Raw genomic sequence first — 17149 nt, forward strand, 5'->3', positions numbered from 1 at the left:
TGAAACATAAAAAACCGGCTTTGCCTGATGGCTATAGGCCGGTTTTCAGCGTTTTACTTCGCCACAAGGATCGAGTGGCCCGTCATCTCTTGCGGTTTCTCCATGCCCAACAGGTGCAGCATGGTCGGTGCCACGTCAGCCAGAACACCACCTTCGCGGACTTTCAGCGGGCGTTTGCCGACGTACACGAAAGGCACCGGCTCGGAGGTGTGTGCGGTATGCGCCTGGCCTGTGGAGTCATCGGTCATCTGCTCGACGTTGCCGTGGTCAGCGGTAATCAGTGCTTCACCGCCGACTTTTTCCAATGCCGCGGTAATGCGACCGACGCATACGTCCAGGCATTCCACGGCCTTGATCGCCGCTTCCATGATGCCGCTGTGGCCGACCATGTCGCCGTTGGCGTAGTTGACGATAATCACGTCATAACGCTGATGTTCGATGGCATCGACAATTTTGTCGGTCACTTCCGGCGCGCTCATTTCCGGCTGCAGGTCGTAGGTGGCGACTTTCGGCGATGGAATCAGAATGCGCTCTTCACCCGGAAACGGCTCTTCACGACCGCCAGAGAAGAAGAATGTGACGTGCGCGTATTTTTCGGTTTCGGCGATACGCAGCTGAGTCTTGCCGTTGTCTGCCAAGTATTCACCCAGCACGTTTTTCAGGCTGCCAGCCGCAAATGCCGAGGGCGCAGGGATGCTCGCCGCGTACTGGGTCAGCATCACGTAATTGACCTTGGGCTGACGGGCGCGCTCGAAATCCTTGAAGTCGTCTTCGACGAACACACGGGTCAGCTCACGGGCGCGGTCGGCGCGGAAGTTCATGAACACCACAGCATCGCCATCCTCGACGCGAGCGGGTTCACCGATGCGTGTGGCTTTGACGAATTCGTCGTTCTCGTCACGCGCGTAGGCTGCTTCAAGCCCGGCAACACCGCTGTCTGCGTGAAATTCGGCGGTGCTGTCGACGATCAGGTTATAGGCGGTGGAGACCCGGTCCCAACGGTTGTCGCGGTCCATGGCGAAGTAGCGGCCGATGATCGTGGCGGTGCGGCCCTTGCCCAGGCGAGCGAAGGTTGCGTCCATCAGCTCAAGGGATTTCTTCGCGCTGCGCGGTGGCGTGTCGCGACCGTCGAGGAAGGCGTGCAGATAGATTTTTTCTGCACCGCGCTTGACCGCCAGTTCGGCCATGGCGACCAGATGGTCCTGGTGGCTGTGCACGCCGCCATCGGACAGCAGGCCCATAATGTGGACCGCCTTGCCCGCACCGACAGCTTTATCCACAGCGGCACAGATGATCGGGTTCTCGAAGAACTCGCCGTCGCGAATCGCTTTGGTCACTCGAGTGAAGTCCTGATACACCACGCGACCGGCACCCAGGTTCATGTGCCCGACTTCGGAGTTGCCCATCTGACCGTCCGGCAGACCGACGTCCATGCCCGACCCTGAAATCAGGCCGTTGGGCATGGTTTGGTAAAGACGATCCATGACCGGCATCTTCGCGGCCAGAATGGCATTGCCTTCATGGCTTTCGCTGTGTCCGAAGCCATCCAGGATGATAAGAACCAGAGGTTTTGGCGTGGCAGTCATAGAACCCACTCGATGCTGGTTGAATAAATGGAGTAACAAAGTACAAGGGAGCGGCATTTTAGGGACAAGTTCAAACGGCGTCACTGCCGTACGGACTTTGGCCCACCTTGGCTGCTGTGTATACTGGCCGACATTTTAACGCCCTGGAACCTACTGATGGTTGCTCACCTGCTTGAATTCGCCACTAACCACTATTTGATCACCGGTGCCTTCGTCATTCTGCTGGGACTGCTGATCGCTTACGAACTGAGCAAGGGCGGTGCCAGCCTGAGCACTCGCGAGCTGACCGCGCTGGTCAACAGCGACCAGGGCGTGGTCATCGACGTGCGCTCGAAAAAGGATTTCACTGCCGGCCACATCGTGGGCTCCCTGAACTTCCCGCAGGACAAGGTGCTGACCCGTACCGCTGAACTGCAGAAATACAAGGACAAGACGTTGATCATAGTCGATGCAATGGGGCAGCATGCTGGCACCACCGCCCGCGAGCTGCTCAAATCCGGCTTCAAGGCGGCCAAACTGTCCGGCGGTATTTCCAGCTGGCGCGGCGACAACCTTCCCTTGGTGAAGTGAACATGGCCCAAGTCATCGTCTATTCAAGCGACTATTGCCCGTATTGCGTACGTGCCAAACAGCTGTTGCAGAGCAAGAGCGTGGCCTTCGAGGAAATCCGTGTCGACGGCAAGCCGCAACTGCGTGCCGAAATGACCAAGAAGGCCGGTCGCACTTCCGTACCGCAGATCTGGATCGGCTCGACCCACGTGGGCGGCTGCGATGACCTGTTTGCTCTGGAGCGTGCTGGCAAGCTTGATGCGCTGCTGGCCTGATTCCCCTTAAACTTTCAGCCCTATCTGACAAGGATCCGAGATGACCGACCAACCGAACAACGGCGCTGTTGCCAACGAAGAAAACGGCCCACAATTTTCCCTGCAGCGTATCTACGTTCGCGACCTGTCGTTCGAAGCGCCAAAAAGCCCGGCAATCTTCCGCCAGGAGTGGACACCGACCGTCAGCCTGGACCTCAACACCCGTCAGAAGCAGCTGGAAGGCGATTTCTATGAAGTCGTGCTGACCCTGTCCGTGACCGTCAACAATGGCGACGAAGTTGCTTTCATCGTTGAAGTGCAACAGGCCGGTATCTTCCTGATCAAGGGTCTGGACGACGGCGCAATGAGCCACACCCTCGGCGCGTTCTGCCCGAACATCCTGTTCCCTTACGCTCGCGAAGCCATCGACAACCTGGTTGTACGCGGCTCGTTCCCTGCGCTGATGCTGGCCCCGGTGAACTTCGACGCCCTGTACGCGCAAGAGCTGCAACGCATGCAGGAAGCTGGCGAAACGCCAACTGTTCAGTAAGCGTTACCGCTGCAAGCAAAAAGCGCCTTTCGGGGCGCTTTTTTGTGCGTCGTCGTTCGCTCTACGCAAATCCGTGCTGACGCCACGCCTCATAGACGGCCACGGCCACTGTGTTGGACAGGTTCAGACTACGGCAGCCTTCACGCATGGGCAGTCGCAGGCGATGCTCGCTGCTCAGCGAGTCGAGGATGTCGGCGGGCAGGCCGCGGCTCTCCGGGCCGAACAGAAATGCATCGCCTGGCTCAAAGCTGACATCGTGAAAAGGCCGAGAGCCCTTGGTGGTGAAAGCGAACAACCGTGGGTTGCCGATCTTCTCCAGACAGCTTGCCAGGTCAGCATGCGTCTGCAGCGTGGCATACTCGTGATAGTCGAGCCCGGCACGGCGCAAGCGCTTGTCGTCCAGCTCGAAACCCAAGGGTTCGATCAAATGCAGGGTGCAGCCGCTGTTGGCGCATAGCCTGATGACATTGCCGGTATTCGGCGGAATTTCTGGTTGAAAAAGGATGACGTGAAACATGCACGGCTCCGAACGAAAGGACGGGATGCATTCTACCCCTGAAGAGGACCCGAGACCGAAGCTATGGCCGCGAGTTCTGGGTTCGATGGCGATTGTCGGCTTTACCGTGGGCACCATTATCGGTCGTCTGCAGCAACCTGACCCCGTTGAACTGGAGCAGATCGAGGAGCTGCCTGCCGGGCTGGCGCTCTGGTTCAATGAGGAGCCGAAGTACCAAGGGTCGACGGTGGATGGCGCTGTGGTGCTCAACGTCGATGCTTCAGGGCGGCCGTGGACGGGCCAACTGAGGTTCGACAACAGGGTTGCACGCTGGAAGGTGGAGCGAGGTGAGAAGGGGTTGGTGCTGACACTCCTGGCAGCCCGTCCACTTCATGGCGACTGGCGCACTGAGAAGGTGGACGGGCGCTGGAGACTGGAGGTCAGTCTCCGGGAGGAATAAAAGAGGGGAATCCCCGGCCTGCCTGTACCAAGGTCCCCAAAACTGGTGATGTAATACCTATTGCAGAGTGCGTGCCAGTTTTGAGAATTAATCCGAAAGAACAGGCTGACTTAGTCATATCCGGTTAAGCATTTCTTGAGTCCAAAGCCCTTTAACCTCATCAACGTACTGAATTTATTAAGTATTTTTCATAATAAAAAACCTTGGGCTGGTTGATGAGTCAGCCGCTGTGAATGCTCGGCGCTGGCATCTGGTCGCCCTGAATGTCGCGCCAGGCCCCGCGATGCAGCATCAGCGCATGCACTCAATTTGCGCACCGCAACGACGCACACACCCATACTGATGCATTAATGCTGCTGACCATGCCAGGGCACCAGCCTGCGTTGCAGCTCGCGCAGGCCCAGCTCCATGGCAAAAGCGATCACGGCGATCAGCAGAATCCCCAGCACCACAACGTCGGTCACCAGAAACTGCGCCGCCGACTGCACCATGAATCCCAGCCCGCTGGTGGCAGCAATAAGCTCTGCGGCCACCAGTGTCGACCAGCCCACGCCCAGACCGATGCGAATCCCGGTAAGTATGTCCGGGAGTGCGCTGGGCAGGACCACATGCCGAATCAACTGCCAGCGCGTCGCGCCCAGCGACTGTGCCGCCCGCACTTTGGTCGGGTCCACGGTGCGAACGCCGGTAGCCGTGGCAATGGCAATCGGCGCGAAGATCGCCAGATAAATCAGTAGTACCTTGGAGAATTCGCCGATACCGAACCAGATAACGATCAGCGGCAGGTAGGCCAGCGGTGGTATCGGTCTGTAAAACTCTATCAGCGGGTCAAATATCCCCCGGGCGATGCGGTTATGGCCGATGGCGATTCCTGCCGGGATGGCCGTCACAATTGCCGCACCCAGCGCCAGACCGATGCGTTGCAGGCTGGCGCCCAGATGCTGCCAGAGTGTGGAGTCCATGTAGCCCTTGGTTGCCAGCAGCCAGCCTTTGCCCAGTACATCCGCTGGCGGTGGCAGGAACAGCGGCTCGATCCAGCCCCCGGCAGTTACGGCCCACCAAAGAATCAGCAGTACGGCGAGGGTCAGGATGCTGATCGCTCGGGTGCTCAAATAAACCTTCGGCGTGGGGGCAGCCGGTTGTTTGGCGAACGGTTTGCTGATTTCGGTCAGTTCGCGGCTATCTATAAGCTCGTGGCTGCCAACAGGCTCAAGGCTACTCATACACGCTGCTCCCGGGTGCGTTGGGAAAACACGCTGGCCAGCACATGCTCGCGGGTTTCGATAAAGCGCGGGTCGGACTTTATCGCGCGGGCCGATTCGCCGGCGGCGTAGCGACGGCCGAAGTCCAGGTGCAGATGCTCGGCGATACGACCGGGGTTAGGGGCGAGCAGAACAAGGTCGGTGGCGAGGAAAACCGCTTCTTCTATATCGTGGGTTATCAGAAACACCGGCTTGGCGGTACGTTGCCAGATTTGCAGCAATAGCTCCTGCATCTGCTCACGGGTGAAGGCATCCAGTGCACCGAATGGCTCGTCCATCAACAGGATGCGCGGGTCGGCTGCCAGCGCTCTGGCCAGGCCGACGCGTTGCCGTTGTCCACCGGACAGCTGCCATATTCGCCGCTGGTCAAAACCGGCCAGATCCACCAGTGCCAACATCTCCCGCGCTCTGGCTTCACGTTCCGAACGGCCGACACCCGCCAGTTCCAGGCCAAACGCAACATTGGCCAACACGTCCTGCCAGGGCAGTAAGGCATCATCCTGAAAAACTACGCCACGCTCTGCGCTCGGCCCCTCTACGGGAATGCCGTCGAGAGTAATGCGGCCGTTGCCGGGTTTGATGAAGCCGGCGATGAGGTTCAACAGCGAGGTTTTACCGCTGCCGGAAGGGCCGAGCGCAACGAGAAGTTGCTGTGGGCCCAGGCTCAGGTTGATGTCCGCCAGCACGGGTGCCGCGGCACCGGGGTACTGAGCGCCAATACGCTCCAGCTGTAATAGCGCCATGCGTGTCTCCTTGTGCTGAGAGCGTTTAGCGTGGGATGAACCGGGCGCTGACGTACGTTGAGTAGTCAAGCAGTACCGCGTCGACCTTGCCCTGCTCTTTAAGGAATGCTGCGGTTTTGGTCACCGCCTCGATGGTCGGTGTACCCAGCAGCGCCGTCTGCTCGGCAGCCAGCGGGTAGACATTGCCTTGCAACAGGCCGGGTACGTCAGACGCCTTGGCGCCAGACAGGCGGGTCAGCTTGTCGACGTTCGCCGGGTTTGCGATCCATGCAGCGGGGTCCTGGCGATATCGGGCGTAGGCATCGAGCGTTACCTTGGCGAAGGCGCTGACAACTTCCGGGTGTTTGCTGGCGAAGTCCTTGCGCACGATCCAGGCATCGAAGGTCGGTGCTCCGACTTTCGCCAGTTCGCCTGAAGTGATCAGCACCTTGCCGGTTTCCTTGGCGACGCCCAGCGCCGGGTCCCAGACGTAAGTGGCATCAATGTCGCCGCGCTTCCAGGCCGCAGCAATGGCAGGCGGCGCGAGGTTGAGGATCGTGACCCTGGCCGGATCGATATTCCAGTGTTTGAGCGCTGCAAGCAGGCTGTAATGGCCGGTGGAGACAAAGGGCACGGCCACTTTCTTGCCGATCAGGTCCTGTGGTGAGTTGATCCCCGAGCCATTACGGGCAACCAGCGCCTCGGCAGCGCCGATCTGCGTGGCTATCAGAAAGGTCTCCACCGGGAGTTTGCGTGTAGCGGCGGCTGTGAAGGGGCTTGAACCGAGATAGCCGATCTGTACGTCGCCGGATGCAATTGCGGTGATGACGTCCGCACCATTATCGAACTTGCGCCAGGCGATTTTCGAGTCAGTGGCTTTTTCGTAGGCGTTATCGGCCTGGGCAACCTTGGCTGGGTCGACAGTGGTCTGGTAGGCGACGGTAAAGTCTGCTGCCTGTGCAATGAATGTTGCGCCAGTCAACGACAGCGCAGTCAGCAAGCGCAGGGAAAAATGCAGTTTCATGATGACGCTCCGAATCAGACGGGCCGAGGACTGGCTGGATAAGGAGGCTAATTGATCTAAGAATCTGCAAATAAAGAACTTTTCGGAATTAGCTTATGAAGGGTCTTTAGAGCCATCTGCAGAACCGATCTGCACATCAGGGACCTGCTACGCATCTGCCAATCGGCTCGGGCGTCACGGCCCGGACACCAAAATTGCTTTTTTGTTCACCTGGGCTACAGTTGAGCGCAAGTTTGAGACGGTAAAAAACGCTGAAAAAGCGTATTTGGAGCGGTTTTTAGAAAATATTTCATGACCGCAGGGCGCTGGCCATCAAAGTGGTGACAACTGTCATATTTCTTCACTAATCTCTCTGAAGTGCCCGTTTTACAAGGCTTTTACTGGCAGGCAAATTGCGCTCTGCCGTTGGGGACTATGACCGGCTGGTCTCGATTTGGCCGGTCACTGGTACAAAACCAAAAGATCTGACGAACGGTACCGAAATAAATTTTGGGAATTACCCGATTAGGTCGATACACTCCGTGACGTCCTGGCTGACACGAGTTGTGACATATGCCTGATTGTTCTTAGAAGCTGCAAATCGGTTTCTTTTGAGCATGAAGAATTTTCACTAACGTGCGGCCACCGACATGCGCGGTCTAGTCAAAAGTCGGGGTGTACAGAATCCATTGACCTCCAGGTCGGGACTGTCACCTATCGCAATATCTCTGGGTCAGGGCAACGCCCGGCACCGGAGACATAAAAAATTAGATTCACGAGGAGCGTAGTTAATGAAGAAGTCCACCCTGGCCTTGGCCGTAACAGTCGGTGTATTGGCCCAACAGGCCGGTGCAGCTGGTTTCCTTGAAGACAGCAAAGCGTCCGTTAGTTCTCGTACTCTGTATTTCAATAACGACGTGCGTGAAGGCCGTAACGCACCCGATCAGCGCGAAACCGCTACTGGTCTGAAATTTGACTACACCTCGGGCTTTACTCAAGGCACCGTTGGTTTTGGTCTTGATGCACAAGCCGTGATGGGTCTCCATCTGGGCGGCGGCATTCAGCACCACACTGTCAACACAGCCAACACCGTTGTTCCGACTGATACTGATGGTTCTTCGGTCAGCGACTGGTCCCGTGTCGGCGCCAACGCCAAGATGCGCTTCTCCAAAACTGAATTGAAGGTCGGTAACGCTCTGGCACCGAACCTGCCAATTCTGGTCAGCAACGATGGTCGTCTTTTGCCTCAAGCTTTTGAGGGCGGCATCCTGACTTCGAAAGATCTGGACAATGTCACCTTCACCGCAGGTCAACTGAACAAGTCCATCGGCCGTGCTTCGAGCAACTGGACTGACCTGTCCGTTGCCGGTGCTACTCAGACCTCCGACCAGTTCCGTTTCGCGGGTGCTGACTGGAAAGTCACCAAAGACCTGACCCTGCAGTACTACTACGCCAACCTGGAAGACTTCTACAAGCAGCACTTCCTGGGTCTGGTTCATGTTTACCCGATCAGCGACAACCAGTCCTTCAAGACTGACCTGCGTTATTTCAACAGCAGCGCTGACGGCAAAAACAGCCAGGCCGCAGCAGGCTATCGTTTCAACAACAACGGTGGTTACGCCTCTCACACCGGTGAAGTCGACAACCAGACCTGGTCTGCCATGTTCACTTACTCCCTGGGTGGTCACGCGCTCATGGTTGGTCACCAGCAAGTGGGTGACAGCGGCGGCATGGTCTACCTTGGTCAAGGTAACGTAGTGGATGGTCGCGGTCGTCCTGAAGGTAACGGCGGTTCAAGCTTCTACCTGTTCACCGATTCGATGATCAACGGCTTCAACCGTGCTGGTGAAAACACCACATTCGGTCAGTACTCGTATGACTTTGCCAAGGTCGGAGTTCCTGGTCTGAAGGCTGCGATTGCTTACTTGAGCGGTGATGACATCCGTGACGTAAACCGCAATCTGGGTACTCACTCCGAGTGGGAACGCGATATGCGCGTTGACTACGTGATTCAAAGCGGCGTGTTGAAAGGCTTCGGCACCACTGTACGTCACGGCACCTTCCGCGGTGACGTCGCTACTACTGCTGATACTGATCAAACCCGTATTCTCTTCAACTACACCTACAACTTTTTGTAAGTGTACTGAAGCTTGAAGAAACCCCGCCTGGTGCGGGGTTTCTTTTGCCCGTTTTTTGATATTCCTGGCAGGTCTATCAAGCGCATTATTTATTCTTTTTAACTTTTCTCAGCAGGGCGCACAGTAACGTCATACCAAGGCCTACCCGATACAGACAAGGAGCAACACCATGACACTGCGACTTGGCGACATCGCCCCTGACTTCGAGCAGGAATCCAGCGAAGGTCGTATCCGTTTCCATGAATGGCTCGGCGACAGCTGGGGTGTGTTGTTTTCTCATCCTGCAGACTTCACGCCTGTGTGCACCACTGAACTGGGCTTCACCGCCAAATTGAAAGACGAGTTTGCCAAGCGCGGTGTGAAAGCCATTGCGCTGTCGGTCGACCCGGTTGATTCGCACATCAAGTGGATCGATGACATCAACACTACGCAAAACACCCAGGTTAACTTCCCGATTCTGGCCGATGCCGACCGCAAGGTCTCCGACCTGTATGACCTTATTCATCCCAATGCCAACGACACACTGACTGTGCGCTCGCTGTTCGTGATCGACCCGAACAAGAAAGTGCGCCTGACGATTACTTATCCGGCGAGTACCGGGCGTAATTTCCACGAGGTTCTGCGCGTTATCGACTCTCTGCAATTGACCGACAACTACAAGGTTGCCACGCCCGCCAATTGGGTGGACGGCGATGATGTAGTGATTGTGCCGTCGATCAAAGACGAAGCCGAGATCAAGCAACGCTTTCCCAAGGGCTACAAGGCCGTCACGCCCTATCTGCGCCTGACGCCACAGCCAAACCGCTGATTTTCGATCTACCAAGCGTGGGGTTATTCGGGCCGATTTATCGGCCCTTTTTTATTCCTCCCTCATAGCCGCCGACTGCGTTGCTCGATCAAGCGCGGACGCAGAGCGTCCAGAACGGCATGCGACGCGGAGCGTCGCACGATAGTCGAGATCATCGTTCCTCACGCTCCAGCGTACGAATGCCGCTAGTGACGCTCCGCCGCCTGTTCAAGATCGGACGCAGAGCATCGCACGATAGTTGAGATCATCGTTCCTCACGCTCCAGCGTGGGAATGCCTGTCGTGACGCTCCGCGTCATGGATATGCGCCACGCCGCATACTCAAGATCGGACGCAGAGGGTCCAGAACGGCATGCCGCCGTAGTACGCCGCACGATAGTTGAAAAATGGTGCTGCTCTTTATATTCATTTATGGAATAACTAAATGAATAAATAAGATTTATAGATATAAAAAAGTGCTGTTAATGTCGTCCCTATTCCCGCCTTGTTCGTCTGTGACTGGCTGAGCAGGCACTACCCAATACCCGCTAAAGGAGCGCATATGCGCACTGTCATTTTGCGTCGAGGCCTTGTCGCTCTGTTTGCTGCTGCGGTCGCGCTTGGCGCGGTCACCCAGGCCCAGGCGGAAGATCTGCGCATCGGTTATCAGAAATACGGCACGCTGGTGCTGCTCAAGGCCAAGGGTTCACTGGAGAAGCGCCTGGCCGAGCAGGGCGTAAAGGTTCAGTGGACAGAATTTCCGGGTGGTCCGCAGTTGCTTGAAGGTCTGAACGTGGGCTCGATTGATTTCGGCGTGACCGGTGAAACACCACCGGTCTTCGCTCAGGCCGCAGGCGCGGATCTGCTGTACGTCGCATACGAGCCGCCAGCGCCGACCAGTGAAGCCATCCTGGTGCCCAAAGACTCGCCCATTACCTCGGTCAAAGACCTGAAAGGCAAGAAAGTCATCCTCAATAAAGGCTCCAACGTCCATTACCTGTTGGTCAAGGCACTGGAAGATGCAGGCCTGAAGTACACCGATATCCAGACTGTCTTCCTTCCCCCGGCTGATGCGCGTGCCGCTTTCGAGCGCGGCAGCGTAGACGCCTGGGTCATCTGGGACCCGTACCAGGCCGCAGCTGAAAAGCAATTGCAGGCGCGGACCTTGAAAGACGGCACCGGCATCGTCGACAACCACCAGTTCTATCTGGCGACCAAGCCTTACGCACAAAAGAATCCGAAGGTGATTCAAGCCTTGATCGAAGAAGTTCGTGCAGTGGGCGAATGGTCCAAGGCTCACCCTGACGAAGTGACCAAACAGGTTGCGCCGTTGCTGGGGCTGCCCGCCGACATCACCCTGACCTCGGTAAAACGCCAGGGCTACGGTGCGCTGTTCATTACTCCGCCAGTTGTAGCTGCGCAGCAGAAAATTGCTGACACCTTCTACCAGCTCAAACTGATTCCGAAGCCGCTCAGCATTGCTGATGTGGTCTGGACACCTCCTGCTGCTGTTGCTCAAGCACAGTGATCGTCAGGCCCTTCGAGGAGACAACTCCATGAGCCTCAGTGCTTCGCAACGCATCGTTCACCGACTGGCGCCCTGGGCACTTCCAGTCCTGTTGTTGGCCGTCTGGCAGCTGTCGGTCAGCGCCGGATGGCTATCCACACGCATTCTTCCTGCACCCAGCGCAGTCATTGAGGCGGGTATCAATCTGGTTGCGAGTGGCGAAATCTGGACGCATCTGGCGATCAGCGGCTGGCGCGCCGGGATCGGATTCGCCATTGGCGGTGGCATCGGTCTGGCGCTGGGCTTCATTACCGGCCTGAGCAAATGGGGCGAGCGCCTGCTGGACAGCTCAGTGCAGATGATCCGTAACGTGCCGCACCTGGCGCTTATTCCGCTGGTCATCCTGTGGTTCGGCATCGACGAGACAGCGAAGATATTTCTGGTCGCGCTGGGCACGCTGTTCCCGATTTACCTGAACACCTACCACGGCATCCGCAACATCGACCCGGCACTGGTAGAAATGTCCCGCAGCTACGGCTTGTCCGGTTTCAGCCTGTTTCGGCATGTGATTTTGCCAGGCGCCATGCCTTCGATTCTGGTCGGTGTGCGCTTTGCGCTGGGCTTCATGTGGCTGACGCTGATTGTGGCAGAAACCATTTCTGCCAGCTCCGGCATCGGTTACCTGGCGATGAATGCACGGGAATTCCTGCAAACCGACATCGTGGTACTGGCCATTGTGTTGTACGCCGTCCTCGGCAAACTGGCCGATCTTGCGGCGCGAGGCCTTGAACGTGTGTGCCTGCGCTGGCACCCGGCCTATCAAGTGAGCAAAGGCGGTGCCGCATGACCAGTCTGAAACAGCAACCTCCACATTTGCTGCGCGGTATTCCGCTGGCAGTCCGCAACCTGAAAAAAGCGTTCGGCACTCGCGAAGTGCTCAAGGACATCGACCTGCATATTCCGGCCGGTCAGTTCGTCGCCATCGTCGGCCGTAGTGGCTGCGGTAAAAGTACCTTGCTGCGCCTGCTTGCCGGTCTCGACAAGCCAACCGAGGGTCAATTGCTTGCAGGCTCTGCACCACTGGACGACGCTCGCGAAGACACGCGTTTGATGTTCCAGGAGGCGCGTTTGCTGCCTTGGAAGAAGATCATCGACAACGTCGGCCTTGGTCTGAGCGGCGACTGGCGTGCGCAAGCACTCGAAGCGCTCGAGGCCGTCGGCCTTGCCGAACGCGCCAACGAGTGGCCAGCGGCATTGTCCGGTGGCCAGAAGCAGCGTGTTGCTCTGGCGCGTGCGCTGATTCACAAGCCGCGCCTGCTGTTACTCGACGAGCCGTTGGGCGCGCTGGACGCTTTGACCCGCATCGAAATGCAGCAACTGATTGAAAAACTGTGGGGCCAATACGGCTTCACGGTACTGCTGGTTACTCACGATGTCAGCGAGGCAGTCGCCATCGCCGACCGCGTGATCCTGATCGAAGAAGGCCAGATCGGCCTCGACCTTCTGGTCGACCTGCCACGGCCACGTGCTCGCGGCTCGCACCGCCTTGCTGCGCTGGAAGCCGAAGTGCTTAACCGCGTATTGGCCATCCCCGGCTCGCCACCTGACCCGGAACCGTTTTCGCCACTGCCCACGCAATTGCGCTGGGCAAATTAACCCTGATCCCCAAAGGAAGACATGCCATGACTATCAAAGCCATCAACGTTCGCAACCAGTTCAAAGGCACCATCAAGGAAATCGTCCACGGCGATGTACTGTCGGAAATCGACGTACAGACCGCTTCCGGCGTTGTGACCTCGGTCATCACCACCCGCTCGGTAAAAGAGCTGGAGCTGGTCGTCGGCAGCGAAGTCATCGCCTTCGTGAAGTCGACAGAAGTCTCCATCGCCAAGCTGTAAACAATGGGTAAAAAACACCCCGGACGGTCCTGGCCCTCCGGGGTTTTTTGCTGTTTACCTAGCAATTATGTGAGGTAGGCGAAGTATCGGTTTTGCTGGATGCTGATGGCTGGTTCTATTTGAAGCATCAGCCATGACCTCTTCAGCCCAAGCAGTTTTATGCCGCTATCGCTACGACCCGCTGGACCGTCTGGCTTCCAGCTCGCTGGCGGGGCAGGAAGATATCCAGCGCTTCTATCAGAAGAACGTTCTGGCGACCGAGATTCAGGGTGCTTTACGGAGCACGGTCTTTCAGCATGAAGACCGGCTATTGGCTCAACAGCGGCACGTTGATGATCTAGTGGACACGACGCTGCTGGCGACCGATCAGCAACGTTCAGTTTTGCAACTTGTGGATAACACTGGGGTTGAGTCTGTGGCGTATAGCGTCTACGGACATCATCCGGCTGAAAGCGGACTAACCAGTTTGCTGGGTTTCAATGGCGAGCGACGAGATCCGGCGACCGGGCATTATCTGCTGGGGAATGGGTATCGGGCTTATAACCCGGTTTTGATGCGGTTTAACAGCCCGGACAGTCTGAGCCCGTTTGGCGAGGGAGGGTTGAATGCTTATGGTTATGTGAGTGGGGATCCGGTTGGGTTTGGGGATCCGTCGGGGCATATAAGTGCTGGGTTGCTTCATAAGTTATTACAGGCCGGAAAAATTATACTGGCGCCTAAAAAAATACCGTTATCACAGTTGCCTGGCATGGTTGATGAATTGCCATATTCCTCTGCTACTGTTTCGTCAACTCCCTCGCTTCCCATTGCGTCATCAACAGGTGCGGGCTTGGCAAGTAAAAGTTCAATTTCCAGCTCGTCTGTTGATCCGAGTGCAGGCGGGACTTTAAAATCCATGATCAGAAATTATAAAGAAAAACGTGAAGCTTTTAATCGTTTTTATAAATCTGGTGCAGCTGACCAGCGCAAAGCAGACGTACTCAAGGCGGCAGAAGCCACCTACCGAGAAGAGTTAGACGTTACAGTGAAAGCGCTCGAAGTGATGGAGGCGTCGAAAGGAACCAGTGCTTTTAATCCTGAAAGGTACAATATTCTGAACGCCAGGTTTATCAAGCGAGAAAGAAAATATAGTAAACGTTTTACGCCTTATCATGAAGGTGTGAAGAAGATCCGTGAATAGTGAGCCTTAAATAACTCGCTTCACCAAAAACATCGGCAAATACAACCCCAAATAAGCATCAAACACCCGCATCCCTTCCTCAGCCATGCGCGGTGTGATCTCGTCATGCAATTGCACTGATCGCGCATACACCCGATCCCCCAGTTCCATCGCCAGCGCAAATACGTCCACGTCATCCGGCAGCGCAGGCAGCTGGAAGTGGCGGTCAAAGACCTCAAGCATCAAATGCCCCAGCTCTATATCGTGCTGGCGGTCTGCCTGGTTGATTTCGGTCAGGCCGTGCTGGGCAAGGATCAATTGGCGGGCGGCGGCGTCGGCGTTGTAGATGGCCAGCATGCGCAGTTCGACGATACGCGACAGGTCGCGCCAAGTGGTGAGCTGGTCGTGATCGATAGGCGCTTGCAGTGAGGCGCGGAAAGCCGCGTGAATATCGGCGGTCAGCGCTTCAAGCAGCGCCGGAACGCTGGCGAAGAAGTGGTACACCGAGGAGGGCGGAATACCTGCGCGTTCGGCCACGCTGTAAATCGACAGGCTGGCCACCCCTTGCTCGGCGAGCAACGTACGCGCGGCGTCGAGAATCGAATCGATCCTGGCCTGGCTGCGTGCTTGAGGTTTACGAGGTGCAGCGGCGCGTGTCATGGAGGCGGCTCTTGGATGGACTGGTGGTTATTGTAAGGCATTCTGTCTGAACGAATCTTGATCGTGTTTTAGCTTGCCGTAACATACAGTTATCGCTCCAACGCTCCGCGTGGTAGCGCATTTCTGGACGCTCTGCGTCCGATTTTGAGCATGCGGCGCGCCTCAGAGTTGTGACGCGGAGCGTCATCCACGGCATTCCCACGCGGAGCGTGAGGAACGAGGAGTGTTCCGGACGCAAACAAAAACGCCGCAAAGCTCAAGGCTTTGCGGCGTTTTGTATTACTCGGCTTCAATCAGACCGTATGCAGGTACCAGTTGTACTCGAGGTCGGAGATGGAGTGTTCGAACTCTTCCAGCTCGCTCTCTTTACAGGCGACAAAAATGTCGATGTATTTTGGATCGATGTACTTGGCCATCACCGGGTTGTCGTCCAGCTCGCGCAGTGCGTCGCGCAGGTTGTTCGGCAGGCTTTGTTCGTGTTGCTCGTACGAGTTGCCTTCTACCGGCGCGCCTGGTTCGACCTTGTTGACCAGGCCGTGGTGCACGCCCGCCAGGACCGAAGCCATTACCAGATACGGGTTGGCATCGGCACCGGCAACGCGGTGTTCGATACGTACCGCGTCGGCGGTGCCGGTCGGTACACGAACGGCGACCGTGCGGTTGTCCAGGCCCCAAGTGGGCGAGTTGGGCACATAGAACTGCGCACCGAACCGGCGATACGAGTTGACGTTCGGGCACAGGAAAGCCATTTGTGCCGGCAGGGTCTCGAGCACACCGCCGATTGCGTGACGCAATGCGGCGTTCTGCTCGGGATCCTCGCTGGTGAAGATGTTCTTGCCATCGCGATCCAGGATCGAGATGTGAACGTGCAGACCATTACCCGCCTGACCCGGATAGGGCTTGGCCATGAAGGTCGTGTCCATCTCGTGATCGTAGGCGATGTTCTTGATCAGTCGCTTGAGCAGCACAGCGTAATCGCACGCCTTGATAGCGTCGGCAACGTGGTGCAGGTTGACTTCGAACTGGGCCGGGGCGCTTTCCTTGACGATGGCATCGGCAGGAATGCCTTGCTCCTTCGCACCTTCAAGTATGTCCTGAAGGCAGTCGACGTACTCGTCGAGGTCGTCGATCAGGTAGACCTGTGTCGAATGCGGGCGTTTGCCGGAAATAGGCGAGCGGGGCGGTTGTGGGCGACCGTTCACGTTCTCCTGATCGATCAGGTAGAACTCCAGCTCGAATGCCGCGCAGATGGTCAGGCCCATTTCGTCGAATTTGGCGACGACCTGACGCAATACTTCACGCGGGTCGGCAAAAAACGGGTCGCCTTCGAGTTCGTGCATGGTCATCAGCAATTGCGCGGTAGGGCGCTTTTGCCATGGCTCGTTGCACAGGGTGTCAGGGATGGGATAACAGATTCGGTCAGCATCACCGATATCCAGGCCCAGGCCGGTGCTTTCCACCGTGGAGCCATTGATATCCAGAGCAAATAAAGAGGCAGGCAGGTTGATGCCCTTCTCGTAAACCTTATGGAGGCTGGTGCGTTCGATGCGTTTGCCACGCACCACACCATTCATATCTGCAATCAGAAGGTCAACGTACAGAACCTCAGGATGTTCCTTAAGGAACGCGTTCGCTTCGTTAAGCTGAACGGCACGCGGGGGTACCGACATGATGCAACACCTTTGTTGTTAAAAATATCAATCATCAATGATTGCGGATCTCAGTCAATCCGAAAGCCATGATGAAGTCAATAGAGCCTTTTTTGCCCTAAAACTGCGCCATATGGCCTTTTTTGCCGCTATTTAGGGCGTTTTATTCCGTTTCTGACCGCTGTTAAATACAAGCTAGAGCGGCCTGTCTTCTATTTTTAACGGGTTGTTGTATAAAAAAATGAACGAGGCTAAGCTCGATCGCAACCCAGTAGAGCAACAATAGCGGGGGTCCAATGCTTCACCTTTCCCTGGTCGACACGCGACTATCAAGTCCGTACAGCGCTCATCATGCCTGTGATATCGGTGCTCGTGGTGGGTTGCCACACCTTGCGACATCCCTGAACGGCTATCGAAGCCAGTCTGCTCTACTCTCAATGCTCGACATTACCACTATAACGGCTTCGTCA

Annotated in this window: 18 protein-coding genes; 11 read left to right on the plus strand and 7 right to left on the minus strand. The window is 56.7% G+C overall.

The features are described 5' to 3' along the window. Positions 1-53: 53 nt before the first annotated feature. Positions 54-1586: a 2,3-bisphosphoglycerate-independent phosphoglycerate mutase gene (gene gpmI, locus RYB09_RS16845; RefSeq protein WP_316889428.1), complete on the minus strand. Its 1533-nt coding sequence runs from the start codon at positions 1584-1586 to the stop codon at positions 54-56. Between the two features lie 156 nt (positions 1587-1742). Between gpmI and RYB09_RS16850 the strand changes: the two genes are divergently transcribed. The 3 genes from RYB09_RS16850 to secB are packed head-to-tail and all read left to right on the plus strand — an operon-like array spanning position 1743 to position 2939. Further along, on the plus strand, positions 1743-2156 hold the full coding sequence (locus tag RYB09_RS16850; protein WP_002551466.1) for a rhodanese-like domain-containing protein: 414 nt from the start codon (positions 1743-1745) through the stop codon (positions 2154-2156). Positions 2157-2158: 2 nt separating this feature from the next. Then, positions 2159-2410, plus strand: coding sequence for a glutaredoxin 3 (grxC, locus tag RYB09_RS16855; RefSeq protein ID WP_058400067.1), 252 nt, complete (start codon positions 2159-2161; stop codon positions 2408-2410). A 40-nt stretch (positions 2411-2450) separates the two neighbouring features. Continuing rightward, positions 2451-2939, plus strand: a complete 489-nt coding sequence (gene secB / locus RYB09_RS16860) for a protein-export chaperone SecB (protein WP_002551468.1) — start codon at positions 2451-2453, stop codon at positions 2937-2939. Between the two features lie 61 nt (positions 2940-3000). Here the strand turns inward: secB and trmL are convergent, their stop codons facing one another. After that, positions 3001-3456 carry a tRNA (uridine(34)/cytosine(34)/5-carboxymethylaminomethyluridine(34)-2'-O)-methyltransferase TrmL gene (gene trmL / locus RYB09_RS16865; RefSeq protein WP_058407890.1) on the minus strand — a complete coding sequence of 152 codons (456 nt, stop codon included), beginning with the start codon at positions 3454-3456 and terminating at the stop codon, positions 3001-3003. On the opposite strand from trmL, the gene RYB09_RS16870 reads away from it, so the two are divergent. Then, entirely contained in the window at positions 3455-3895 is a 441-nt protein-coding gene (locus RYB09_RS16870) for a hypothetical protein (RefSeq protein ID WP_004655063.1), read from the plus strand. The genes trmL and RYB09_RS16870 overlap by 2 nt on opposite strands. Before the next feature lie 347 nt (positions 3896-4242). Here the strand turns inward: RYB09_RS16870 and tauC are convergent, their stop codons facing one another. The 3 genes from tauC to tauA are packed head-to-tail and all read right to left on the minus strand — an operon-like array spanning position 4243 to position 6903. Beyond that, a complete protein-coding gene (tauC, locus tag RYB09_RS16875; RefSeq protein WP_316889433.1) occupies positions 4243-5118 on the minus strand; it encodes a taurine ABC transporter permease TauC in 876 nt (291 codons plus the stop codon). Continuing rightward, positions 5115-5900, minus strand: a complete 786-nt coding sequence (gene tauB / locus RYB09_RS16880) for a taurine ABC transporter ATP-binding subunit (RefSeq protein WP_316889435.1) — start codon at positions 5898-5900, stop codon at positions 5115-5117. Before tauB ends, tauC begins: the two co-directional genes overlap by 4 nt. Positions 5901-5925: 25 nt before the next feature. After that, entirely contained in the window at positions 5926-6903 is a 978-nt protein-coding gene (gene tauA, locus RYB09_RS16885; RefSeq protein WP_122258799.1) for a taurine ABC transporter substrate-binding protein, read from the minus strand. A gap of 770 nt (positions 6904-7673) precedes the next feature. Here tauA and RYB09_RS16890 point away from each other — a divergent pair. From RYB09_RS16890 to RYB09_RS16920, 7 genes are all read left to right on the plus strand, one after another. After that, on the plus strand, positions 7674-9020 hold the full coding sequence (locus tag RYB09_RS16890; protein WP_058400071.1) for an OprD family outer membrane porin: 1347 nt from the start codon (positions 7674-7676) through the stop codon (positions 9018-9020). 169 nt (positions 9021-9189) lie between these two features. Further along, positions 9190-9828: a peroxiredoxin gene (locus RYB09_RS16895; RefSeq protein ID WP_058407887.1), complete on the plus strand. Its 639-nt coding sequence runs from the start codon at positions 9190-9192 to the stop codon at positions 9826-9828. Between the two features lie 540 nt (positions 9829-10368). Then, positions 10369-11334: a sulfonate ABC transporter substrate-binding protein gene (locus RYB09_RS16900; RefSeq protein ID WP_316889438.1), complete on the plus strand. Its 966-nt coding sequence runs from the start codon at positions 10369-10371 to the stop codon at positions 11332-11334. Positions 11335-11362: 28 nt separating this feature from the next. Then, on the plus strand, positions 11363-12160 hold the full coding sequence (gene ssuC / locus RYB09_RS16905; protein WP_032614408.1) for an aliphatic sulfonate ABC transporter permease SsuC: 798 nt from the start codon (positions 11363-11365) through the stop codon (positions 12158-12160). After that, complete coding sequence (gene ssuB, locus RYB09_RS16910; RefSeq protein ID WP_002555771.1) at positions 12157-12969, plus strand: aliphatic sulfonates ABC transporter ATP-binding protein; 813 nt, start codon at positions 12157-12159, stop codon at positions 12967-12969. The genes ssuC and ssuB overlap by 4 nt, the downstream gene beginning before the upstream one ends. Positions 12970-12995: 26 nt before the next feature. Beyond that, a complete protein-coding gene (locus tag RYB09_RS16915) occupies positions 12996-13211 on the plus strand; it encodes a molybdopterin-binding protein (RefSeq protein WP_002555770.1) in 216 nt (71 codons plus the stop codon). Between the two features lie 133 nt (positions 13212-13344). Next, positions 13345-14391, plus strand: coding sequence for an RHS repeat-associated core domain-containing protein (locus RYB09_RS16920; RefSeq protein WP_122280893.1), 1047 nt, complete (start codon positions 13345-13347; stop codon positions 14389-14391). Positions 14392-14397: 6 nt separating this feature from the next. Here the strand turns inward: RYB09_RS16920 and RYB09_RS16925 are convergent, their stop codons facing one another. Both RYB09_RS16925 and RYB09_RS16930 read right to left on the minus strand, forming a co-directional pair. Beyond that, the gene (locus tag RYB09_RS16925) at positions 14398-15030 is read right to left on the minus strand and encodes a TetR/AcrR family transcriptional regulator (protein ID WP_058400074.1); all 633 of its coding nucleotides are present in this window, start codon (positions 15028-15030) and stop codon (positions 14398-14400) included. Between the two features lie 293 nt (positions 15031-15323). Continuing rightward, complete coding sequence (locus tag RYB09_RS16930; RefSeq protein ID WP_003413528.1) at positions 15324-16700, minus strand: glutamine synthetase family protein; 1377 nt, start codon at positions 16698-16700, stop codon at positions 15324-15326. Positions 16701-17149 lie beyond the last annotated feature (449 nt).

Origin of the sequence: Pseudomonas syringae group sp. J254-4, assembly GCF_032586855.1 — a bacterium.
GTDB classification, from domain to species: domain Bacteria; phylum Pseudomonadota; class Gammaproteobacteria; order Pseudomonadales; family Pseudomonadaceae; genus Aquipseudomonas; species Aquipseudomonas amygdali.